Genomic DNA, 21,809 nt, shown 5'->3' on the forward strand with positions numbered 1-21,809 from the left:
CCTGAAATAATCCCGCAGAACATACCCTTTTTATCTTTGAAAAAAAAGGGAAAGAACGAGAGCCTGATGCCCCCGTTCTATCCCGATCCTATCATCTTCATTTATTTTAGCTTAAACCGGGCTGTAAATCTGCTCTTTCTTGTAACCTTTCGCATAAACCGCGGCAGCGTCCTACGGCAGCCGGACTGCAACGACTGCGGCCATTTCACGGGTTACCGCGGCTGCTGGATCAAAGGAGCCGTTATACCCGCTCATATAGCCCAGACCGGATACGGTGCGGACAGCAGACAACGCGTAGCTGCTGATCCGGCTCTCATCCGTGAAGACAGCAGATGCTCCGCTGCCCTCCAGCTTGAAGGCCCTCATGATCATAACCGCCATATCCTGCCGGGTAATATAACCGTTAGGGTTAAAGGTCGTATCGCTTACACCCGAAATAATTCCCAGCTCCTTCGCTTTCAGCACCGTCCCGTAATACCACGAACCGGCTTTTACATCGCTGAATACAGCAGCTGCCGAGGAATCAGCCGGCGTTTCTCCCGTCAGCCTTAACAGCAGGGCTGCGAATTCGGCACGGGTGATCTTCTGCTTCGGAGCAAAGACCAGGGCCGTTTCACTAACGCCCTTCATCAGTCCCTGATTAAAGGCCTCTTGTACGGAAGCAAGCGCCCAGGCAGAGATTTGGCTTTCATCGGTAAAGGTAACGCCGTTCACTGCTCCCGGCGTAATGCTGAACAGCTTGGAATCACCTGTCAGGAAGCGGCTATAGGCTGACAATGCCAGCAGCGCCTGCTCCGTAGCCAGACCGTTGCCTTGCTGTCCTGCAGTGTGGGCATAGCTGCCGTCTGCCTGTCTGAATGAAGCCAGATGGCTCAGCAGCCCGCCCTTCGCTTTTACAAAACGTGCATCTCCCGGACCAATGCCGGCAGTACTGAGGGCAATAATAATCTGGGCAGTACTTTCACTGTTTTCTGTGCCGGATACCTTGTAGCCGCCGTTCTCCAGCTGCTGTCCGGACAGCCACGTTACCGCTTTGTCCAGAGCGGCCTGCACTGCCGCCTGGCTGGTATGGGCGGAGAGTGCCGTGACCGCCATCGCGGTCAGATCCACATCATCAGTGCCTCCGGCGGTCAGCGGGAAGCCGCCGTCCTTGCTCTGCAGCTCCAGAATCGCAGCAATCAGACGTTCCCTGGTCCACAGCGCATCTGCTGGCACCTTATAGGAGCCGCTATCGAGAGCAATCAGGCCAAAAATCAGACCGTTGCTTCCCTGGCTTGCCATATTGCCGTTGTTATAAATCTTCTCAATCAGATTATATCCGCCGATACTCTGCGGATCTGCCCCGGCCGCAGCCACGGCCAGCACCAGACGCTCATAATCGGTTACCTTGCGGAATTCACCGCTGCTTGCAGCAAGCTGCTCCTTCACTGCGGTCAAATAGCCTGCCGGTACAGCATGGCCAGTGCGGGCTAGGCCAATGGCTTGCCAATCGCTCAGCTCCTCTGCTGCTGCCACAGTCTTGGCTGTTGCCGTAATATCACTCGCCAGCTTGCCCTGCTGCGGCTCAAACTTGCTGCGGTCTACGACCGCGTATGTGGTGAAGTGGCTGACTTTACCGGTCATGATGCCTGTCTTCAGATCAAGTGATGCGGGAACCGGTATCCAGTTGCCTGTACTTTCATCCAGCCAGGCCAGCGCCAGATTGGCCGGATTAACGGCTGTAACCGGAATGCGGATCAGCAGATCCGCTGTCTTCAGGAATTTCGTGCCGTCCGGCTTGAAATCATACAATCCCGATACAAGCTCCGTACGGTTTGAGCTGCTCTCTCTTACACTGATTTTCACTGTTCCGGACACTGCACCGGAAGGCAGCTGCAGTTCTACTTCTCCGCCGCTGTCCTTAAGGGAAGCTGCTGCCCCCGGAGTCACATTCTGCTCAATGGTGACCACGTTGGCCGCCAGCTGCTGTTTAAGCGCCGCAGCTTCAGCTGCTGCCATCACTGTACCGGTTACGGCTGTCGTCTGGCCGACCTGATTGAGCGGAAGAGTATTGTCATCAGTAATGGTTACTCCTGCAAGACTTCCGGAACCTGCTGCTCCTGTTCCCCCGGCGCTTCCCGGGCCGCCCGGCGGATTTCCGATATCTGCTCCGCCGTCGGTTGTATAGCGCCAGGCCAGCACATCCCCGCTGCTGAGCTTATAGCTGCCTGCGCTTGTTTTCGGATAGCTGCCGTTGACCGAATACATCCAGCCGCTGTCCTTGCCGCGGTCCATCTCAGCCAGGCCGTCGATCGATCTAATATAGACACTGTCACCGCTGCCGCCGCTCACCACTTTGCTGCCAAGCTGGCGGACCAAAAGGCTGTAAGCTGTTTCGCCTTCGTTCAGCATTACAGTTGTACTGGAGAGAATCGTACCTTTCAGGCTATCGCCTGTAACGGAAATGGTGGCTGTTGCCGGCTGTGGAACCGTGGACGGGCTCACTACCGTCAACGCCTGTGTATAACGGGCGATGCTTGGCAGCTGGCCTTCCGCGTATCCCGTTACAGCCAGAGTATGCGTACCGGCAGTCAGACCTTGCCCGAAGTTTGCTATTCCCTCTGAGTTTGTTGTAGCTGTAACTCCACCGGCACTGACCTGAACTCCTGCAGCTGCAGAGACAACCAGTTCTGGTACATAATTCGCATCCCAGACCTGTGCAATCTGCATAACCTTAACCGTAAATGCTTCACCCTGCTTAGGCTGTGTTGGCGTAACCGCCAGTGATTCGACAAATTGTGTATTGCCTCCGCCGTAATAAACAAGCACCTTGTCAGACGCCTGCAGCACGTAATCGTTCATTCCGGTTTCTGGATAGATCCATTTGCCGCCGCGGGATACGGCAAAGCCCCAATACCCGTCTTTGTGGTAGACGCCGCCCTCAATCCCGCCGATTCCCTGAACGAAAATGCCGTACTGTGATTCTGTTGCCTGCAGTTCAATTCCGCGGGCAGCCGTCAGCTGCTGCAGGGCATCATAAGCGTTGAACGCATCAAGCGTGCCCTCCGCCAAAGGACCCTGCGGTCCTTCAATGGCCAGAGAAGCTGTCACATTGCCGGGAGCTACCTTGAAGGCTTGCGTGTGCCGTACAACTTTAGGGGCAGCCCCTTTGACATAGCCGGTTACGGCCAGCGTGTAGACTTTGGCAGACAGACCCTTTTCAAAGGAAGCCGTGCCCTTATCGTCCGTATTTACTGTTGTGCCGTCAATCGTTACCTGCACACCGGTCGCCGGTGATTCTACCCGACTATTGCTGTTCCAATCCCATTTAGCCTGCGTAACCTTAACCGTAAATGCCTCATCCGGCTGTGGCTGTTCCGGGGTTACAGTTACCTTATTTACTACTTGTGTATCTGCCCCCGCAAAGTAAACGAGAACACGGTCAGACTCCTCAAGCTCATAGACTCCCATGCCTACAGCCGGGTAAATCCATTCTCCGCCGCGATAGACTGCAAAATTCCAATAAGCACCGTAAGTCCCGTTTGCAACACCGGCAATGCCGGATACGTAGCTGCCGAACGACGACTCCGTAATCTGCAGCGGGATATTGTTCAAAGCGGTCAGCTTTTTCAGCGCTGCCAGAGCATTTGCTGCCTTCAGCGTACCTTCTGTAATATTGCCTTCCGGTCCTTCAACAGACAGCCGGATGGATACATTTTGAGAAACAACGTTTAGTGCCTGAGTGTATTTGACAACTGCAGGCGCCTGATTTGCTGCATAACCGGTAACGGCCAGTGTATAATCACCTTCCGCCAGACCAACGCTGAACACGGCTTTGCCGTCCTGGTCAGTCTTCGCAGTCAGGCCGCCGATTGCAACCTCAACACCTGCTGCCTTGGAGATCACTGGATTGGAAGTTTTGGTTACATTGTCCCAGACCCACCGGATCTGATTAACAGTAACCGTGAACGCCTCGTCTTCCCCTGGCTGCGCCTTGGACAAAATTACCGATTCAACAAGCTGGGTATCAGCGCCCCCGTAATAGACGACAATCCGGTCAGAGCCCTTGAGGCTGAAATCCTTCATGCCTACATCCGGATACAGCCACTGTCCTCCGCGGACGACAGCATAGCTCCAGCCATCCCAGCCGCCGAACATTCCCGCAGCTACATTGCCGATAGCCGTAACATAATTGCCGGACGGATTCGTAAGCGCCAGCCCGTTCTGGGCTGCAACCTTCTCCAGCGCTTCGAGGGCATTGCCTGCATAGGCATTCCCTTGGCCCAGCGTACCCTGAGGTCCTTCAATTACAAGCGGTACATATACAAGCGGGTTCTGCGCTGCCGGTTTTGTAAAATCATACAGCTTCCCGTTGCTTCCGCCGCTGAACAGATTATAGGCAACCAGCGCCTGCAGACCTTGCTCGGTAGCATACGCATTGACATTGCCGCCTTCGTTATGGGCAAAACCGCCGCCGGCTGTAAAGAAGCTCAGCAGTCTTCCGGTCAGATCCCCTTCTGCTTTGGTAAAATCAGCCCCGGACGGGTCCACGCCAAAGGAGGTCAAACCAATAATAACCTGGGCAGCACTCTCACTGTTGTCGCCGTATCCGCCTTTGCTGTCCTGTGCAGCGGATAACCAGGCTACCGCCTTCTGTCCGGCTGTCGCTACGCCCGGTTCATTCCGGTGTGCAGCCAGCGCCGTCAAGGCCATTGCTGTCATATCCGGGTCGCTGGCACCTGTGGACAGGGTAAAACCGCCATCCGCATTCTGCTTGGACAAAATCTCGCCGAGCAGCGCAGCTTTGGTCCATTTCGCATCGCCCGGAATGGTATAATTGCCGGAATCCAGTGCGAGCAGCGCATATACCGGGGCATTCAGGGTCTGTCCGCTGATTCTGGTATTGTTATAGATTTTCTCGATCAGATTATAGCCTGCAGCGGAGCCGGTGCCGGCATAATTCTCCGGATCAGCGCCTGCAGCCTTTACTGCGAGCACAATCCGGGCATAATCCGTTACACTGGAAAAGCTGCCGCCGGCAGCCTTAACCTTTTGCTCAAGTGCCTGCACATAGCTGTCAGGTACGGTATAGCCGGCCTGGGCCAGCCCGATGGCCTGCCATTCCGACGTCACACCGCCGGCCAGAATATATTCGGCAGTTTTGTAGGTGGCCTCTTTTACGGTAACTTGTCCGTTTTGCGCTACTGCCTCCAGAGCACCCGGCAGCTCCGAGGAGAAAGCGTCTGCTGCATACATAGCATCTGTTACACGTTCCGCCCCTTGAACCGCTGAATCAGCGGCTGCATAGCTTTGTCCGGAAGGAACAACAGCGCCTCCGATAATCGAGATAACCAGCAATAAAGCCAGGCCAAGCCGCCAATACCTGGCAGAGAATTTCTTCTTCATTGTTAACCCCTTTTCTGTTAATAGAATGATCGTGCCATCAGTGCAGTCAGCAGCACAGACTGGAATTCTCCCCCAGCCTCACTTGCCCAACATAAAAACCGCCCTGTTAAGGGCGGCCGGGAAGAATACAAATTAACGGCTGGACAGCTTGTAAGCTGAGCTTGCTGCTCACAGGCCGGCCATCAGCAGGCGTACCTTCTGCAAGGCGCGCATATGCTCTAAGCCGCAGTTCATCTGCATGTGTTCCGCATTCTTACCCCACGAAGAAGTGAAACGTCCATGAAAAAAGGCAGGTCTCCTGGCTTATGCTTCATCGCTTCCCCTTTGCCTTCCCGTCAGCATAAACAGCCGGACAGTGGCACATCTGCAGGAGTCGCTCTGCATTTACAGTGGCGGGACCGCGCCGGACTTGCACCGGCCTTCCCTATTAAGCGGTTCTATGAAACACAAGAACGCGCACCCTTTTCAATAGCTTATTAAATTTTAATATTCATAATCATATCTACTATTTCCCTCTATGTCCATAGAAAAGCTGTTACAATCTCATTCCATTCCATGTCAGCTATTAGCGCTGGCATAAGGCTGCACGAGACTTGCTCTAACCAGACGCTTGTGTAATAAGGGCAATGTGCGCGTGAACTGCCTAAGTACCTAAACACATAAACACATAAACACATAAACACATAAACACATAAACACATAAACACATAAACAACTCTAACTCTAATAGATAACTAAACTCCCTGCCATGCAAACTAACCTGTACTCGCAGACTACCTTCAACTCTACCTAGACCAGATCAATCACACGCAGACTACATTCTTACACAGGCCACTCCAACCACTGAGACTGCTCCAACCCAACATAGCTAGCTCAAGTTCCCCGCCGTGCAAGTTAATCTGTTCTCACGGACCACCTTCTACCCTAACTAGACCACTCCTACCACACGCCTGCTTTACTCTTACACAGACACCCCGACAACCCCGACCACACACAGACTACTCTGTACATAGGCAAGGCGGACGCGGCAGCTAGTTGGAAAAAAGCAACTTAATTTCGCCGAAACCCTCATTCCAGCGTAATTAATTGGAAAATAGACACTTAATTTACTGGTTAAGCCCACATTTCAGCGAAATCGCCTGAATTAAGTAGCGAATTTCCACTTAGTTCTGTTAATCGCTTGGTTCGGCAGAGATTAGTTGTCTAAAATCCACTTAGTCGTTACATCCAGCCAGCTGTAAAAGGATCATGAACGTACCAGCCCGGCCACATACACAGTTTATTAGTTCAGAATAGAGTATATGCTGCAAATAAGATAAAGTTAGTCTGCAAGAAAACGTTCCTCTACTCTGACTGCGCTCTCTGCAACAATATTCTGTTAACAGCTTCATCGCATTCTGCTGAAAAAAATCCTGAACGCACCCAAGCCGTCATTCGGCTATTTGTGCTGTTCAGGATTATGATAGTTTGTTTTTTTGTTAGTTGGTTGGTTGGCTATATAAAATAGTCGTTACTCCGCTCCGGCAGTGCTCTCTGCACCAGCACCGTTTGTGCCGGATTCGCCAGTGCTTGTCTCACCTGCTGGATTGCTTCCGCCGGCATTGTTACCAGTGTTATTGGTACCAGCTGAAGCGTCAGGCGTGGCCTCAGCTGTGGCGGAAGGCTGTGCTGCCGGAGATGTGGTCACCCCCGCCGCAGGAGCAGGCTGAACAATCAGCTTGTACTCACCGGCCGTAATCATGCTGCCAGCGGCCAGTGCCGCGCCCTGCTCCAGGTCAACGATGACCTGGTACAGCGCAGCATCCGGCTGGCCGGATGACGGCGGCGAAGAGACGGACTCGCCTCCGTCTCCTGTTCCGGTACCCGCGTTGCCGTCCGTCCCGGTACCCGCGTTGTCCGCCGCGCCGCCGTCCGTACTAGAGCCCGCGTTGCCCGACGCGCCGCCGTCCGTACCAGAGCCTGCTGCATCCGTGGCGGCGGCTCCCGGTTCCGGTGACGCCACGAGGCAGTTGCCCGTCGTCGCAACAACATCATACATGTCCGTCACCTCATCCCCGGACATGAGCCCGATCTCCGCCGGCTTAAAGGCGGAACACTCTGCGGCATCCTCAAAGGTGAACACCAACCGGGTGCCGGCTGTCCCGCCGCTGCCAAGCATAGCGGTAACCGTCGAGGCACCGCCGGCCCCGGAGCCATTCTCCGGCTGTGCCGTATCGGCAGGGTCCGGCCGCAGCAGGCTGACCGCTATAATGACCGCGATGATCACGAGCCCCAGAACGGAGCCGCTGATCAGGAGTTGAAATCGGCTGCGGCTGACCCACCGCGCCAGCGGTGAAGCCAGCTTGCCGCGGGCTTCATTGTAGACATTCTGCAGCGCCGGGCCTGCGGCAGCTGCATAGCTTTTGCGGAAATCACGGCTCTTGAACGCTTCACGGTCCTTGTTCATGAAATACTTCAGAATGGCCCGTTTATATCCCGGCCACAGCTTTTTATTCGAGACTGTGAACAGCCGGCTGCCCTGCGACCAGTCGAAGAAACGGTACACCGTCTCCTTATCTCCGCCCGCCTTGCGCACAACCAGCTCCAGCAAAGCCTCATAATCCAGCGGCCCGTCTTCACGCTCACTGATGTGATAGAATGCCAGCGGCAGACGCTCAAACGGCTCCGCACTGCGCATATCCTTCAGCCAGCGCCGTCCAAGCAGCTGCACATCGTCCAGCTCACGCGGCGCAAGTCCGGCAAAAATCCGCTCATCCGGCTTCTCCTCGCCAAACCAGCGGTAGGCGGCCTGCAGGGCATTCGCCTTGCGTCTGCTGATGGAATCCAGCGGCGGCTGCCAGTCCTCAGCATCGCGGTAACGCAGGAACGAAATATCCAGCAGCTGCTCCAGCGTCAGCTCGTCCAGATCAACACGGCTGAGCAAAAAACGGTCTGCCGCATCCGCAAGCTCCAGCAGCAGCGACATCGCCTCCGGATAGAGGCCGCTGCCTCTGCGCCGTTCTTTTTCGGCTTTCTCGACAAAATCATGGGCTGCCGCTACGGCAGCCACAGGATTGTTGTCCCCGGCCAGCTTTTCCAGCAGATATTCTTTGATCATATCCCGGGCAAAGGACTGCTGCAGCACCTCCGGCAATGACCGCCCCCAATGGAATACGAAGCGCATAACCTCCCTTGAATCAGCCGCAGCAGCCAGCCGGGATTCCATATATGGCTCCAGCAGCTGTCTGCGGAATACTGGCTGGCCAAGCACTTTTTTGAAAAAAGCTGCACTCAGCCCGTCATTGCTCTCGATAATGCCATAAGCTGCAGCCAGCACATCCTCCCGTCCCGCAGCCGGACAGTTCAGCATGCCGTTGATGAAATAATCGACGATTTTGCCGCGGTAATTATGACCCTCCAGCACAAAGTACTCCTTAAACTGCTCCAGCACCTCAGGCTGGGGAATCCCGCGCTGCCGGATGGCATCATACTCACGGTCGAAGCGCTCCAGGAACAGATCATTCAGCCGTACCCGTGACTCCAGTGCTCCCCGGGGCTTAAGGTAGGACAACAGACCGCTGAGCACAGCGATTTTATTGTCCGCGTACGACTGCTCATCCCCCTGCTCAATCTCATAAAAGACCGCCAGCTCGTTGTAAACCGCCAGCTGCAGCTTGCGATCAACCCCTTCACCTGTCAGCAGGGAATCGGCAAAACGGGCATAATCCTCCATGCTGCCCTTCCGGTTAAGCGTCTTCCAGACAAGCTCGGCAAAAGGCTGGCGCGTTCCGCCAAAATCAGTATTCAGCATCCGGCCGGAGGCCAGATCGAACACATAATCCTTCTCGATATTGCGGTCCCCGGGACGCAGCGAGCCTTTTTCCACAAAGGTCAGATGGATATATTTGCGGCTCTGCGGCTCATTCGCATACGTAATCACGCCCAGTCTGCGGCGGAAATCATACGGCAGCACACTGAACAGGACCTCCGTCAGCTCTGCGGCACGCCGTGACACCTCGCTGATCGGCACATCAAGCGCAATGTAGATTTTTTTCTTCCCGGCTACGGAGAGCATAACCGCCTGCAGCAGGGCCTTGAACGTTTCTTCGGTAAAACCGAGCGTGCGCAGCACCGTCAGCGGGTCAGGCCGGCTTTCGCGCTGCCGCACAGGGATTTGGTCCAGCTCCGGCAATGTTCCCCCTGGCTCACCTTCATGACTGACGGCAAAGTCTGCATGCAGCCAGTCCCCGTAATGCTCCACAATCTCCTCCGAGCGGATCGGCGGCACAATAAAGTTATGGGCGAAAAAAGCGCTCCGCTGCCCCGTAAAATCAGCCGCCAGGTAGCGGCTCTGCCCAATTACGGTATCGTTCGTCTCCGTATGGAACAGATGCAGCGCAGCTGGATAAATCTCCTCATTCTTCTCGCCGCGTGCCGAAAGCTCAGCCGGAGCATCGTAGACGCAGAAGGGATGGAGAATTTTTTTGACAAAATTATGATCCAGACTGTCCGATTTCGCTACCGTATCGAAGCCCTCGGTTGCCCGGTAAACCCCGCGCCGCTCGCGGGTGTACATCTGCTGGGTGATGCCGGACCCTGAAAATCTGTTCACGGCCCGTCGCTCCCCTCAATATAATTCAGCTTATGCAGCAGCCAGATAAAAGGCTCGTCCACACGGATCGGGCTGACCACACCCTCTATCCTCTGATTGACCGGATTGCTGCCCAGCGCAGACACGGCGAAATACCCCGTATTGGCAAAATAAACATCCATCGTATCCTTAAACGGGCGGTCCACCTTCTCGATGAAGCGGCGGATTTCTCCGTCGATGTTATGATATTCGTCCAGGTTCAGCGTTTTGCGGTGCACATAGTTATTAAAAACATTGCTGTTCGACTTGATATAATCGCCGTCCTCATCCTTGAGCGAATGCAGCATATCGCTTTTGGTCAGCACGACCGCTGTCGGGATGGAGGTTTTGCTCTTCTCCTGATAAGCGATAAAATCGCCGAACATCGTCAGCACCACATCGCGCGGCTCATCATACTGCGATACCCACTCGCCGGGCTTGTCGCCGTAGTTGATGCGGATCTTCTCACGGATGGAGCGGATCTGCAGCGGATCGACCATGAACAGGATACCCGCCGAGTTTTTGATATGCTGGCCGTGTAGCCCGAGATAATCCTGATCGACCATGCCTTCGCCGGCAACATCGAAGAACACCAGTGTCAGCGGCGGCTTGCTCTCATCCTTGAAGACAAACTGGAAGATGAACGGCTCCTGCATTTTTTCCTTCTGGGTCGAGGCCAGCAGATCGCCGCGCTCAAACAGCGGTTCTTCGTACAGCGTGCGGAACTTGCGGCTGATCTCGGCATTCAGCGGCATGCAGGCTGCGTCAAAATGCCCCGCCGTCGTATGCTGCAGCGTATGGATCAGCGAGGTCATATACACCGACTTCCCTACCTGGGAAGCGCCGATGATGGAGATAATATTGCTCGGCACCTTGCCCGCGGTTACAGGCAGCTCATTATGGCAGGCCGGGCAGAGCCGTCTGCGCGTCAGCACCCCGTAGCGGTCGGTGAGCCCGGTCAGCACATGATCCGTGTAATGGTGGTATTCTTCCGGAATGTCAGCCGGATTCAGAATGGCCTCCATATCATCCACCGTATCGAGCCCGAAGCGCTCGCGGTACTTGTTGAGGGCATCATCCTCGCCCAGTGCGTAATTCTCATCATCCTCACGGCTGTGCATGGCCCGGAAAACGACTTCCTCCGGCTGGAATTTCGTGAAGCAGTAAGGGCACACAATATCATAAAAAAGCGGCCGCGGCTGCGGCTGGTTTTTCTTCATAAAGCGGCTGAAAAAAGACATTTCTTTTCCTCCCAGCGTTTTGTCGTTGTCTGAGCGTTACTTCTTGTTGGCCATTCGTTATGGGGCTATGCGCTGCTCTGTACCTTAACGGCACTTTGTACAACTATTTTACCTGTCAGAACGGCTTTTTACCTTTTAGCTGCACTTTGTACACTTATATCAGCCAGTTTAGCCCCTTTTCGGGGAAATCTCCTGATCTGGCTGCAAAAAGTGCAGCTAAAGCCTGTTCCAGCAATAAATCCGAGCCTTTAGCTGCATAAAGTACACTTATTCCGGCACCAGCTCGTAATACTGCCCGTACTTCCGCCCGTCGGTGAAAAAAATCCGCACAAAGTCTTCTTTACCGATCTCGATCGGCGGCAGCGTGTTCCGTCCGGCGGCGAAATCCTGCACGAACGGGAACAGCACGCCGTCCTCCCTGGAAGCCGGGTACCCGCCTCTTTTTTTGACATAGCAGAGTACATCCTTCGGCACCGGCACTTCGGCGGTAATCGTCATATGTACTGTTTTTTGCTTGCCGAATATCGTTTTCTTCTGGCTTACTGAATAATAAATTCTGGCCTTGCCGGCACTGACTGTAATCTCGTTAGAACGGTCCGGCTGCCTGATGAGCAGTGTCTCACCGTTATCGTTAATCCGGGCATATATGGTATAGACCACCAGGCCGATATCATCCATCCGGTCCCGGTAGCCGTTGTTCGCTTTGTATTCCTCGCGGGTGTACAGCTTCATGCCGGAAGGCGGAAGCTCCCCCCGGCCTGGGCCCTCCGCTGTTCCTTTGTGGATGCAGACCGCCTGTACGCCGTCCGGCCATCGCCATCTCAGCGTACAGAACCGGTCCTCCACCCGGGCAGTCACTTCCGTAATGGCCTGTGCAGGGGGAGTTTCTTCGGCGTACCTCATGACTGTATGCTCCTTTCACCTGTTCATTAACTTTAGCTGGTGCTGACGGGCCTTAAAAGCCTTTGCTGTTCCTGTTTCTGCGCGGAGAATGAAACCCTTCGGAACCGGATGCTGCGGCTGCCGCCTCTCTTCTCCCCCGGCGGGACAGCCGTCCTTCACCGACCGGTACCACATAAGTAAAGAGTGAAATAATAGCCGCTAGCACCAGTACAGCGCTCAGCCGGACCAGCGTATCGCCGACGGAATGGCCGTCAAGCCCGAATTCGAGAATCAGACCGGCACACAGGCCGGCTGCCCAGCCGCCGATACCGAAGCTTTTGGCCAAATGCCGGTTATCAAAAATAATGCCAAGCCCAATCCCAAGCGCAGTACCCACCAGCATCAGCGCCAGAATCCGCACAACTGCATAATAGGGACTGTCTGCCGTAGCATCGCTGCGCTCTGTGAGCAGGGTGCGGTCGCCCAGCCGGTCATAGATCTGCTGGAATACCTCACCCAGACGGCCCGCATCAGTAACATCGTAATACTGTCCGCCTGTAACAGTGGCAATATCCTGCAGCAGAAGGGAGCCGGATTTGTCATCAAGCGCAAGCCCGATGGTGTTAACCGCAATCCCGCGGCTTATATACTCATTCAATTCAGTAGATGTATCAAACTGGCTGAAGCCGTCTGAGAGCATAATGACCATGGCACCCCGGCTTGCTTCTCCGTCACTGCTGATTACATTCATTGCCTCAGTCAGAGCGCCGCTGATATTTGTACCGCCTTCAGTCGTCTGGAGGTTGCTGATAACCTCGGATACCTGTTCGCGGTTATCCGTACTCCGCAGGGAGATCAACGGCTGGACAACCGAAGCATTCTCGCTGAAGGTTACTACAGCAACCTGATTGTCTTTATCCATCTGCTGTACCAGCGATCTGGCAGCGGCGTACCGGCTGTTGTCCGGATCACTCTGCTGCATGCTGCCGGAGTCATCAATGACCATAACGACGTTTTTGACCGTTTTGATGCCGCCGAAGTTCAGCTCATATACAAACTCCATCAGTGAGCCGAGGCCAAACAGTATCACTACAGTCAAAGGCAGCAGCTTCCACGACAGCCCCAGATAGCGCTGCTTCCACGACAAGCCGTTCAGCCGCGGGGAGATCATCTCAGCCAGCAGTGCCCCCAGTCCGATACCAAGCGCCACTATGGCGAAATAGATGCCGACAATCAGGATTGACGGCAGATCATAAGGCCTGCTGCCCAGCAGCAGCTCTCCAAGCACAAAAGCTATGCCGCCGCCAAGCAGGCTGAAACACAATAAAAGCAGATTGATTTTCCGCTGCATCCATCCTCATCCTTTCAGGAACAACTATTGTTATATTTATACGTTGCGGAGCACAGCCAGCCTGTTATCCTCTTGGACGTGTGTTCCCTGGCGAAGTAGGCGGCGGAAAAACTCCCTTGCAGATAACAACTGGCGGGCCGGCTGAAATCAGAGGCATTTTTGACTCTCATTCGGGCCGTTTGCCTTTCCTTATCAGTCCGGAGTATGCCCGGGCTAGCTGCAACACCCCAGATTGGAATGTCTGCAACTTCCTTCCCAGCAAATTTTCGCCACAGCCACCGATTAATCGATACATTCACGTATACGGCAAAAACAGAACAAACTACCTTAGCATTTTAGCAGTTCGGCAGTTCAGCAGTTCAGCAGTTCAGCATTTCAGAGCTTCGAAAGTTCAGCATTCGGCATTCAGCATTCGGCATTCAGCATTTCTCTTCATTTCAGAATCTTAGCTTTTTACACCCTTAACACTTCAGTATACTTAGCACCTCAATATCATACCTCTAGCGCAACAATCCCACAGCGCAACAATCCCGCAGCGCAACAGCACCTCAGTGGCCTACCTTAGGGGTAGCCTTCCCCAGCCTCATTACTCATCTAAGCTCAGGCAGCTGCTCCTCATCCACGCCGTGCAGCTTATAGCCGTTCTGGACATAGGTTTCATAGTAGACCCTGCCGTTACGGTAATAGAGCAGGTCTTCCAGATGGAAGCCGCCCATCAGGTTGAGCTTCTCCACACCGCTTCTGCGCTGCTCGTGGACAACGCCCAGACGGTAGATCCGGGTCGTGCCGTCAGCGTTCAGCGCATAACGCAGAAATTCGGAGCCGCTGTCGCCGAAGAAATACTTCTCCTCATGACGGTGCTCCTGCGTATACTCGAACAGGCGGACGTTGATGGCTGCCCCGTCCTCAAGACCGAGGTACAGCTGCTTGAACAGCTCTTCCCTGGACACAATCTCCCGGTTCTCGTAAGCCGCTGCAACATTGGCCCGCCGCAGCAGCTCTTCCTCGAAAGGGAGAACGAACGGCGCTGCAGTCAGCAGCTCTCTCCTGCATACCTCGATCAGCCGGCGGACAACCGCCGGACCGCCCTGGCGCAGCAGCTCCGAGATGCTGCCCATGAAGCGGTCGCTGAAGAAGATGCCCGGCCCGCGCCGGGCCTCAATGTCCAGCATGACCTCTGCGGTCACGGTGCGGTAGTATTCCATAATATTCTGGTCCACCGCTTCACCGGACCGTCCAATGGTGGACAGCGCAAGGCTGCGCAGCTCTTCTTCCAGCGCCTGCATTGTCTGCACCTTGGCCTTGCTCTCAGCATGCAGTTGCTCCAGCGCAGCGTCATAGCGAAGCGCTATGTCCAGCTCCAGCTTCAGCCTGAGAATCTCGTATTTTCTACTATATATACTCTCAAACAAATAATGAATGAAATTGCGCACGGTCCGCTTGTCGAGCAGCGGCACCCGCTGGAACGGCTGGCGCTCCACGCTCTGCGCGTAGAGCTGCTCCAGCTCCTCCTCGGCACCAGCCAGCGCCGAGCGCAAACCGCCCATGTGCTGGCGCAGCGCGTTCAGCACATTGCCCCCGGCCTCGCCCTGCTCGGCCGTCCACTCCGCCAGCTGGAAGAACGTCACCGGCGGAGTTGCCTGCTCCTGAGCCGCCAGTACGGCGGCCCACTCGCGCGCAGGGTCAAGGGCCGCAGCACGCGCAGCGGATACATCCGCAAAGTTGCTGCGGAAATACGCCTCACCGCCGTCGCCGAACAGCAGAGCTTCCGCCTCGCGCAGCGAGAGCGGCTTCAGCTCGCTGTAGGACGGGCGGCCGTGGCTCATCAGCCCAGTCATTTCGGCGATGCCCGCCTCATCGGGCAGGAGGCCCGCAGCCCGCTCGCGCAGCCCTTCCGGCGTCAGGCCAAGCAGCGCCTGGCGGTCGCGCAGACTCCAGGTGCCGCCGGTCTGCAGCTTCGCGGCCAGAACATGAAAAGCATGGTACAGCACCGCCATGGCAATCGGCTTGCTCGGCCTGCGCACCGCCGAGAACCCGGCGGAGGCATAGCCCTGCCGGCCGGTGCTGCCGCGTATGCCGCTTTTGAACGTCATATTGTTGTAACCGCCATGACCGGAAGCCTGATCGGAAGAAGGACGCACCCGGTTTTTGAGCAGGCTGATGTGCGCGATAATCTCGTAGTTATCCTCCATGCCGTTCACCGGGGTCATGCCCCGCTCGTTTTTATCCGAGAGCAGGTAGACCAGATCAAACAGGGCGGAAGGTCCATGGGCTACCGGAATAGACAATCCGTCCTCCGTAACCAGGAGCGGCGCTTTAAACGTATAGTCCGGCAGCTGCATTCCTTCCAGCTCACGCAGAAAAGCCAGCCCGACCGAGCTGGAATATCCGAAGTTATCCCCCTGCTCCCGCTCGTTGATCAGCGTGTACAGGTCGGTCTGCACCGATTTGAACGACTGGCTGAGCACTGCCCGGGCCAGCAGGGCCACTTCCGGCAGCAGCACATTAAGCGGATCATCGACCCGCGTAATGATGGTGAGATGAATTACGTCAAAAGAAGAATACAGCCGTCCATAGTCTGCTATCCTGTTGCCAATCTGCCGGAGCGTCCGGTTCATTCCGGCCAGATAACGGCCGTCTTCGTAAAACTCCCGGTAAACGTCCTGGCGCACTGTTCGGGGATCACGCCCTGCCGTATCCGGCAGGGCCATCGTCATCACCCGTTCCTTGCTATCTCCCTCTTTACTGTGCTGTTCCTTGCCGCCATGCGCGCCGGCATGCAGCGCCAGCACCCCGGCGGCGTTATCCCATTTCCGCTCGCAGCGCATAAGCACCGGCTCAATCGCTGCCGATACCTTGTCGCCAAGGAACAGAAACAGCGCAGGGTAATGGATGCTGCTGCGTCCATCCCCCTTGCTGTGCAGCGCCTCTTCCTGCGCCGCATATTGTTCTGCATAGACCAGTGCTTCTGTTCTAATCATAGGCTTACTTCAGCTTTCTGCGGATGCTGGCCAGCTTGCCGGTCAGACTCTTGTAGAAGCCGTACATTTCATCACCGTCAGCATGCTCTACCCGCTCGTATTCCAGACTGTCGCGCGCTTCGAGGAAGGAGACATACAGCCCCTCCAGCTTATAGAGCAGCGGGGTTACATCCTCGGCTGCAGTCATTTCCCCGGAACGGCGTGCCGCTTTGCGCAGCAGCACACTGCGGCTCTTCTCATCCAGCGCGCGGAAATGACGGTAGACGGCATATTCCACATAGCTGCGTTCCTTCATTAGATTGGCGAACGGCTCCCAGGCATCTTCTTCCTCGTCGCGGTCGTAGACGTAGAGCGCGCCTTTTTTGATAATCGTGTCGGTGTAGAGTGCCTCGATAAACTGGTCAAGCCATTTATCTTCGTCAAGGTATTGGCGCAGCAGCGCATCCAGCTCAGCAGCCTTGGCTGCCAGCGCATCATATTTAGCCAGCTCTTCGCGCACACGGCTGATCAGCTGCGGCGAACGGATGAGATTTTCCTGGGCCATCTCTTTGTTGATGCTGCCGAAGATGTCCTTCACGCCTTCACGCTCCAGCCCGTTCTCACGCAGTGAGCGCAGTTCATCGGCAGCCTTCTTCACTTCGCCAAGGTTCGGACGGGAAGCGCCCAGCTGCAGGTCATAGCCGCTCAGCAGCTTATCGATATCGAACGGCTTGGTAAAGACAACAGAGTAGCGGCTGCTCGTATTTTCGTCCAGCCCTTTTTCGGTAATAACCCCGGACGCCAGCGCCTTCTCAAAATCAGCCCGGACTCTGGCATTGTACTCACGCACACGGGCATTCTCATACGTATCGCCCCAGGACTTCTCTGGAATCGGCGACGGCAGATAGGTCCAGTTGTTCTTGTCCGTCATCACCAGATGGCGTCCGATGCCCTCTTTGTCAAGAATGGTACGCTCGTAGTTTTCTTCATATACGCGCAGCGGAGTATAGACAAAGAGCGGCACACCATTACGGGTGTTAAGCCAGAAAATCCGGTTCTTGACCTCGCTCTCCTTGATCGTAAACTGCGATTTGCCGAGCGCGTTGTTCTGGTAATTGCGGATCCCCTTGAGGATGCCCGGCGCTTTAACCGGCACAGAGACAAAGCCCCATGACGGGAAATGCAGGCTGCCCGAGCTGTTGCTCAGATGGAAAATCGGCACCGCATCCTCATCCAGCCGTCCTGCTATAATCCGCTCCACAAATTTGTCCAGCGGCTCTTCGCGGCCGTACTTCATCACCAGGAAGTCTTCCATCGAACGGGTAATCAGATCCCCGAACTTGTCGGTCAGGAACTCGGAAATGGAGCGGACGATGTCAATCTCCTGTTCTCTCACCCAGCGTCCGGAATGCTTCAGCATTTCGCGGGCAAAATCACGGATCAGGTCGTCGCCGTCCTTCTGGTCCATCAGCTTGGAGATATTAGCTGCAATATCCGGCACGTTGACGATATTCCAATAGTAGGTTTTGTTGCCGCGGTGGTCGGTCTGCTCTTCACCGTTCAGCAGAATGTTCCCGTTCTTCTCAAAAATCGCGCTCAGCGCACTGAGAATCTCCGTAAACACCCCGTAAATCCGGCTATTTTCTTCGTTCAGCAGCTCAAACAGATCCTCGTAGAACTGGATCATCTGCTCCGTACGCTCAACATCGGCATGCAGCCAGTACTCGTTGATTTTGGCTTCGATATAAGCATTTTTCTTCTTCTCCTTGGACACAAAAGCGCTCCGTGCATCGCCCAGCTTCTCTTCCGCACTGTCCTGGGCCGTCTCGATATCACGCGGCAGACGCAGCAGGCTCTCGCGCAGCGCTTCGATATAGGACTGGATCAGCTTCAGAATGCAGAAGCCCTTCTCGGTATACAGCAGCCGCGACACATAAAACGGCCCCTGCTCCGGATGCAGGAAAATGCGCTCCAGCTCCTCGCCGAACCGTCCGGTGATTTCGCCCGGCAGCTGTTTTTTGGCCTTGATATATTCTTCACGCGCCCGGGACAGGAAGCTCTGCTCCAGCTCGGTGTCCATATCGACGACCTGGTTTTTGATGACATTAGCATGGCTCAGCCGCTCACTGTTCTGATAGCCCGGAAGCGGTTCAGGTACGCGGGATTCGAATGTTTTGATCATCGTATCGAGGTCGATGCCCAGCTTGCGGGCAAATTTCTCGACATCCTCCTGGCCCGGAGCCTGCTGGAACATCTTGTCCATTTTGTCGAACAGGCGGTAGGCCAGATAAGTGGTCATCTCTTCAATCGGCAGCACGGCCGACGAAGCCCCGATAATGTTATATTGATAGTTGGCCGGATATGTCTTGTTCATCTGTGCAATGTTCGTGTTGATGTTGCTGATATAATCGTGGATGGCGAATTCCTCGCCGGAGGCTTTTTCCTCACTGGCCATAAAGTTCGTGATATTCTCAGCCGTTACGTTCATGCAGTAATCGTAGGCGTTCTCCAGCAGCTTACCTTCTGTGTTGGTTGCGGAGATCAGATGGCAGAGGTTAAATGGCGGCAGCGGCGAATTTACAGTCAAAATGTTGCCGTACTGCTGGCGGAACCGTTCACCCCGGCTGTCCACATTCATCCAGTAATCCAGCTCTTTGAGCGCCGCATAACCGTTCTTGCGGATATACTCGCGGGTGTGCTCGCTCAGGCTTTTATTGGACAGATTGACGTCCGGTGTGAACAGGTAACCGAGTGTGTTGACCCGGTCGATGCCTGCCGCACCGTAGTCACGTTCAATAATCCCGCGCACAATATAGGCGATGTCGAGAAAAGAACCGCTGCCTGTACCCCCGGAAAGGCCGGTAAGCAGGAATACCATCAGCTTTTTGTTAGTGCCGACTGACAGTGTTTTGATCTTCTTGTCGATTGCGCCGACAACCTGGTTGATCTTGGTGAACATCAGCAGGCGTCCGGCCTGGCGCACACCGGCTGCCCCATTCATGCCATCGGTAATGCTCAGCTCAGGCGACAGCCATTCCGTAATATACGGGTCAAGGATGCTTCTGTTCTGCAGCAGACCTCCGATTTCCGCGTTCGCAAGCAACACAAATTCGCTCTGCGGGTCAAGGCCGATGCCTTTGTATTTTTTGCCGCGGTCCTGTTCATTCGTTTCAAAAGCCAGAAATTCCACGTTGTCCGGCTTATCCCGCTTCTTCTTGGAAATCGGGTCCTCAGGCAGCTTAAAGCGGCGGTTAATCTGATACTTCAGGCGCAGCAGGGCATCAATTCCCGTTCCTCCAAGGCCGATGATCAGGATTGGATTGTCAATCGTATCCACTCTGATCTTGTCGCTGACGATTCCCCCGCCAAGCGATACGTCTAGCTGCTGTATATGCTCTCTTACTACCGGTTTCATAGGTTCTCCCCCTCTATATTAAAAACTCCAACAGAATAGTCTTGTCTACTGTCTGCAACGGCACTGAAACGCGGTCCCCGCTCTTCAGTTCCAGTCCGCGCGAAGCGTCAGCCGCCCGCCCGGATCTCTCTACTGTGATCCCCTCGCTGCTGCGCAGGAGCAGCCGGTCGTTTTTGCCTGGTGTGAAGATAACCTTCTCGCTCTCCTTCAGTTCAGGAGCCAGCTGGAGCAGCTGGTGCAGCGTGAATTTGCCGCGGAAGCCGGACAGCTTCTTGTACTGCGGATACGTCTTCTCACCAGTGTTGCCGTCCAGCACCTCTACGACCATCTGTCCGACAAAGCCGCGGTTGGCCTGCTTGCGCAGCATCCATACAGCCACCGCCGCAATGAGCAGCAGCAGAACGCCGCCGATGATAAAGTACAGGGTGTTCGAGGACTTTTCAGCCTGAAGCGGCTCTTCCCCCGTTGTTCCGCTGCCTGTAGCAGGGGCTGTACTCACAGCTCCTGTCTTAGCGTCGATCTTGAGTACATCACTTTCACGGTAAAAGCTGCTCTCCTCCGCACGGACCTTCAGCTCGTAGGTATGGCTCTCCTTTATTTCAAAAGCGCCCTTGAACTCCGCCCCGGAATTGTCCAGCGGGATTTCCTCCACAGCCCCTGTATCGACGTCCGTAACTAGCAGCACCGCATTCATATCTTGATACAAATTGCTGAGTGTTACCTGAGCACCATTGCTGTACAGATGGGAGACGATGCCCACGGTGTCGCCCTTCTTGTACGTTGCTGACGGCAGCGCGTCTATCTTGAGCTCGAGATCATAGTTGAATACGAGATTGATGTCGATTTTATCCTTGGGAACACCCTTCACCTGAAGCTTCCAGTCTCCCTGCTCCGGCGACAGCAGCTTGATCAGGCTATAGGTGGACGACTTGGACAGCAGCACATCATCTGACGGGATCGCGACCTCCTTGCCCGACGGATCGGTCAGCTTCGCAGTCACCGGCTGTGCTGACATAATCGAGATATTCGCCTCCAGCACGCTGCTGTTCGGCACATTTACTGTAACCTCCTGGAAGCTGCCGTCCGCCGTGATCGACTGGACCGGAACAATCTTCAGCTTCAGGTGGCTGGCAAAAATCTCGCTCAGAATCTGCGGCAGATCATCCGCGGAGTTCGTTGTAAAGGATTTGCCGCCTGTCTCATTGGACAGTCCGGCCAGAATGTCCTTATTCAGCTTGCCATCAGCATTGAGCCCTATAGTATAAACCGGATAGCCCTTCTGCTTGGCGGCATCCACCGCAGCAGACAGCTCCTGGTCAGACTGGCTCTGCGTCCGGCCGCTTGCCTCATCGAGGTCATTGTTGCCGTCGGCCAGCATGACGATCATCGGCTCATGGCTGGGGTCACTGCCGTTCTCCAGCACCTTGACCGCTTCTTCCATACCGACAGCGATGTCGGTGTACGGCCCGCGGTTCAGCCCGTCGATGAAATCCTTCAGATCCTGCTTGTCGCCGGCTGAGCCGATTTCAAGCAACGCCTTCTCGCGCTGTACCTTGTCGGTGTAGGCTACGATTCCGACCTTATCCCCTTGGGTGGACAGCATATCTATAAACATCTTCATCGCCTCACCGGCGATATTGTTCTTGTCACTCTTGTTCATGGAGTTGCTGACATCAATCAGCAGCACTGCATCAATCCGGGATGGCCCTGCCGCTGAGGCCGATGAACCGGCCGTGGCTGCTGAGGCCCGAAGTGCTGCAAAAGGTGATGCCATAAGGCACAGGATCAGCAGCAGTACAGGGATCAGCCTCTGCAGCATATTCTTGGTTGTTCTGGGGCAAAGCTGTGTACGAAGCATAAAAATGGCTCCTCTTGTGTTATATTCGGTAATAGGGACGGTGCAGCAGTTAGCTAAAATCTGTCAATAGCATGCCATTATGATATAATTAAACATTGTAAACTTCAA

General features: G+C 55.1%; 8 protein-coding genes and 1 riboswitch. All 8 genes read right to left on the reverse strand.

Features of this window, described 5'->3' with window-relative positions; all coding sequences use genetic code 11:
* Window positions 1–171 precede the first annotated feature (171 nt).
* Window positions 172–5,385 carry an S-layer homology domain-containing protein gene (locus tag M2108_RS16115; protein WP_277470410.1) on the reverse strand — a complete coding sequence of 1,738 codons (5,214 nt, stop codon included), beginning with the start codon at window positions 5,383–5,385 and terminating at the stop codon, window positions 172–174.
* Between the two features lie 271 nt (window positions 5,386–5,656).
* A riboswitch (cobalamin riboswitch) is annotated at window positions 5,657–5,864 on the reverse strand.
* Between the two features lie 1,031 nt (window positions 5,865–6,895).
* Window positions 6,896–9,976 (reverse strand): GAP1-N2 domain-containing protein, encoded by a 3,081-nt coding sequence (locus tag M2108_RS16120; protein ID WP_277470411.1) that lies wholly within the window; start codon window positions 9,974–9,976, stop codon window positions 6,896–6,898.
* Window positions 9,973–11,235, reverse strand: a complete 1,263-nt coding sequence (locus M2108_RS16125; RefSeq protein WP_090719956.1) for a hypothetical protein — start codon at window positions 11,233–11,235, stop codon at window positions 9,973–9,975. Before M2108_RS16125 ends, M2108_RS16120 begins: the two co-directional genes overlap by 4 nt.
* A 267-nt stretch (window positions 11,236–11,502) precedes the next feature.
* Window positions 11,503–12,138, reverse strand: coding sequence for a beta-mannanase (locus tag M2108_RS16130; RefSeq protein WP_277470412.1), 636 nt, complete (start codon window positions 12,136–12,138; stop codon window positions 11,503–11,505).
* Window positions 12,139–12,190: 52 nt separating this feature from the next.
* On the reverse strand, window positions 12,191–13,468 hold the full coding sequence (locus M2108_RS16135; RefSeq protein WP_277470413.1) for a vWA domain-containing protein: 1,278 nt from the start codon (window positions 13,466–13,468) through the stop codon (window positions 12,191–12,193).
* A gap of 590 nt (window positions 13,469–14,058) precedes the next feature.
* The gene (locus M2108_RS16140) at window positions 14,059–16,449 is read right to left on the reverse strand and encodes a transcription initiation factor TFIID (protein WP_277470414.1); all 2,391 of its coding nucleotides are present in this window, start codon (window positions 16,447–16,449) and stop codon (window positions 14,059–14,061) included.
* A gap of 4 nt (window positions 16,450–16,453) precedes the next feature.
* Window positions 16,454–19,843 (reverse strand): tubulin-like doman-containing protein, encoded by a 3,390-nt coding sequence (locus tag M2108_RS16145; RefSeq protein WP_277470415.1) that lies wholly within the window; start codon window positions 19,841–19,843, stop codon window positions 16,454–16,456.
* A gap of 13 nt (window positions 19,844–19,856) precedes the next feature.
* Window positions 19,857–21,662, reverse strand: a complete 1,806-nt coding sequence (locus tag M2108_RS16150) for a vWA domain-containing protein (RefSeq protein ID WP_481856918.1) — start codon at window positions 21,660–21,662, stop codon at window positions 19,857–19,859.
* Between the last annotated feature and the right edge of the window lie 147 nt (window positions 21,663–21,809).

Origin of the sequence: Paenibacillus sp. PastM-3, assembly GCF_029893965.1 — a bacterium.
Lineage (GTDB): Bacteria > Bacillota > Bacilli > Paenibacillales > Paenibacillaceae > Paenibacillus_AQ.

What these genes read in the sequence shown, in the direction of transcription:
- M2108_RS16150 (WP_481856918.1), bottom strand. Translation starts at nt 21,662, where the DNA reads ATGCTGCAGAGGCTGATCCCTGTACTGCTGCTGATCCTGTGCCTTATG.
- M2108_RS16125 (WP_090719956.1), bottom strand. Translation starts at nt 11,235, where the DNA reads ATGTCTTTTTTCAGCCGCTTTATGAAGAAAAACCAGCCGCAGCCGCGG.
- M2108_RS16145 (WP_277470415.1), bottom strand. Translation starts at nt 19,843, where the DNA reads ATGAAACCGGTAGTAAGAGAGCATATACAGCAGCTAGACGTATCGCTT.
- M2108_RS16140 (WP_277470414.1), bottom strand. Translation starts at nt 16,449, where the DNA reads ATGATTAGAACAGAAGCACTGGTCTATGCAGAACAATATGCGGCGCAG.
- M2108_RS16135 (WP_277470413.1), bottom strand. Translation starts at nt 13,468, where the DNA reads ATGCAGCGGAAAATCAATCTGCTTTTATTGTGTTTCAGCCTGCTTGGC.
- M2108_RS16130 (WP_277470412.1), bottom strand. Translation starts at nt 12,138, where the DNA reads ATGAGGTACGCCGAAGAAACTCCCCCTGCACAGGCCATTACGGAAGTG.
- M2108_RS16115 (WP_277470410.1), bottom strand. Translation starts at nt 5,385, where the DNA reads ATGAAGAAGAAATTCTCTGCCAGGTATTGGCGGCTTGGCCTGGCTTTA.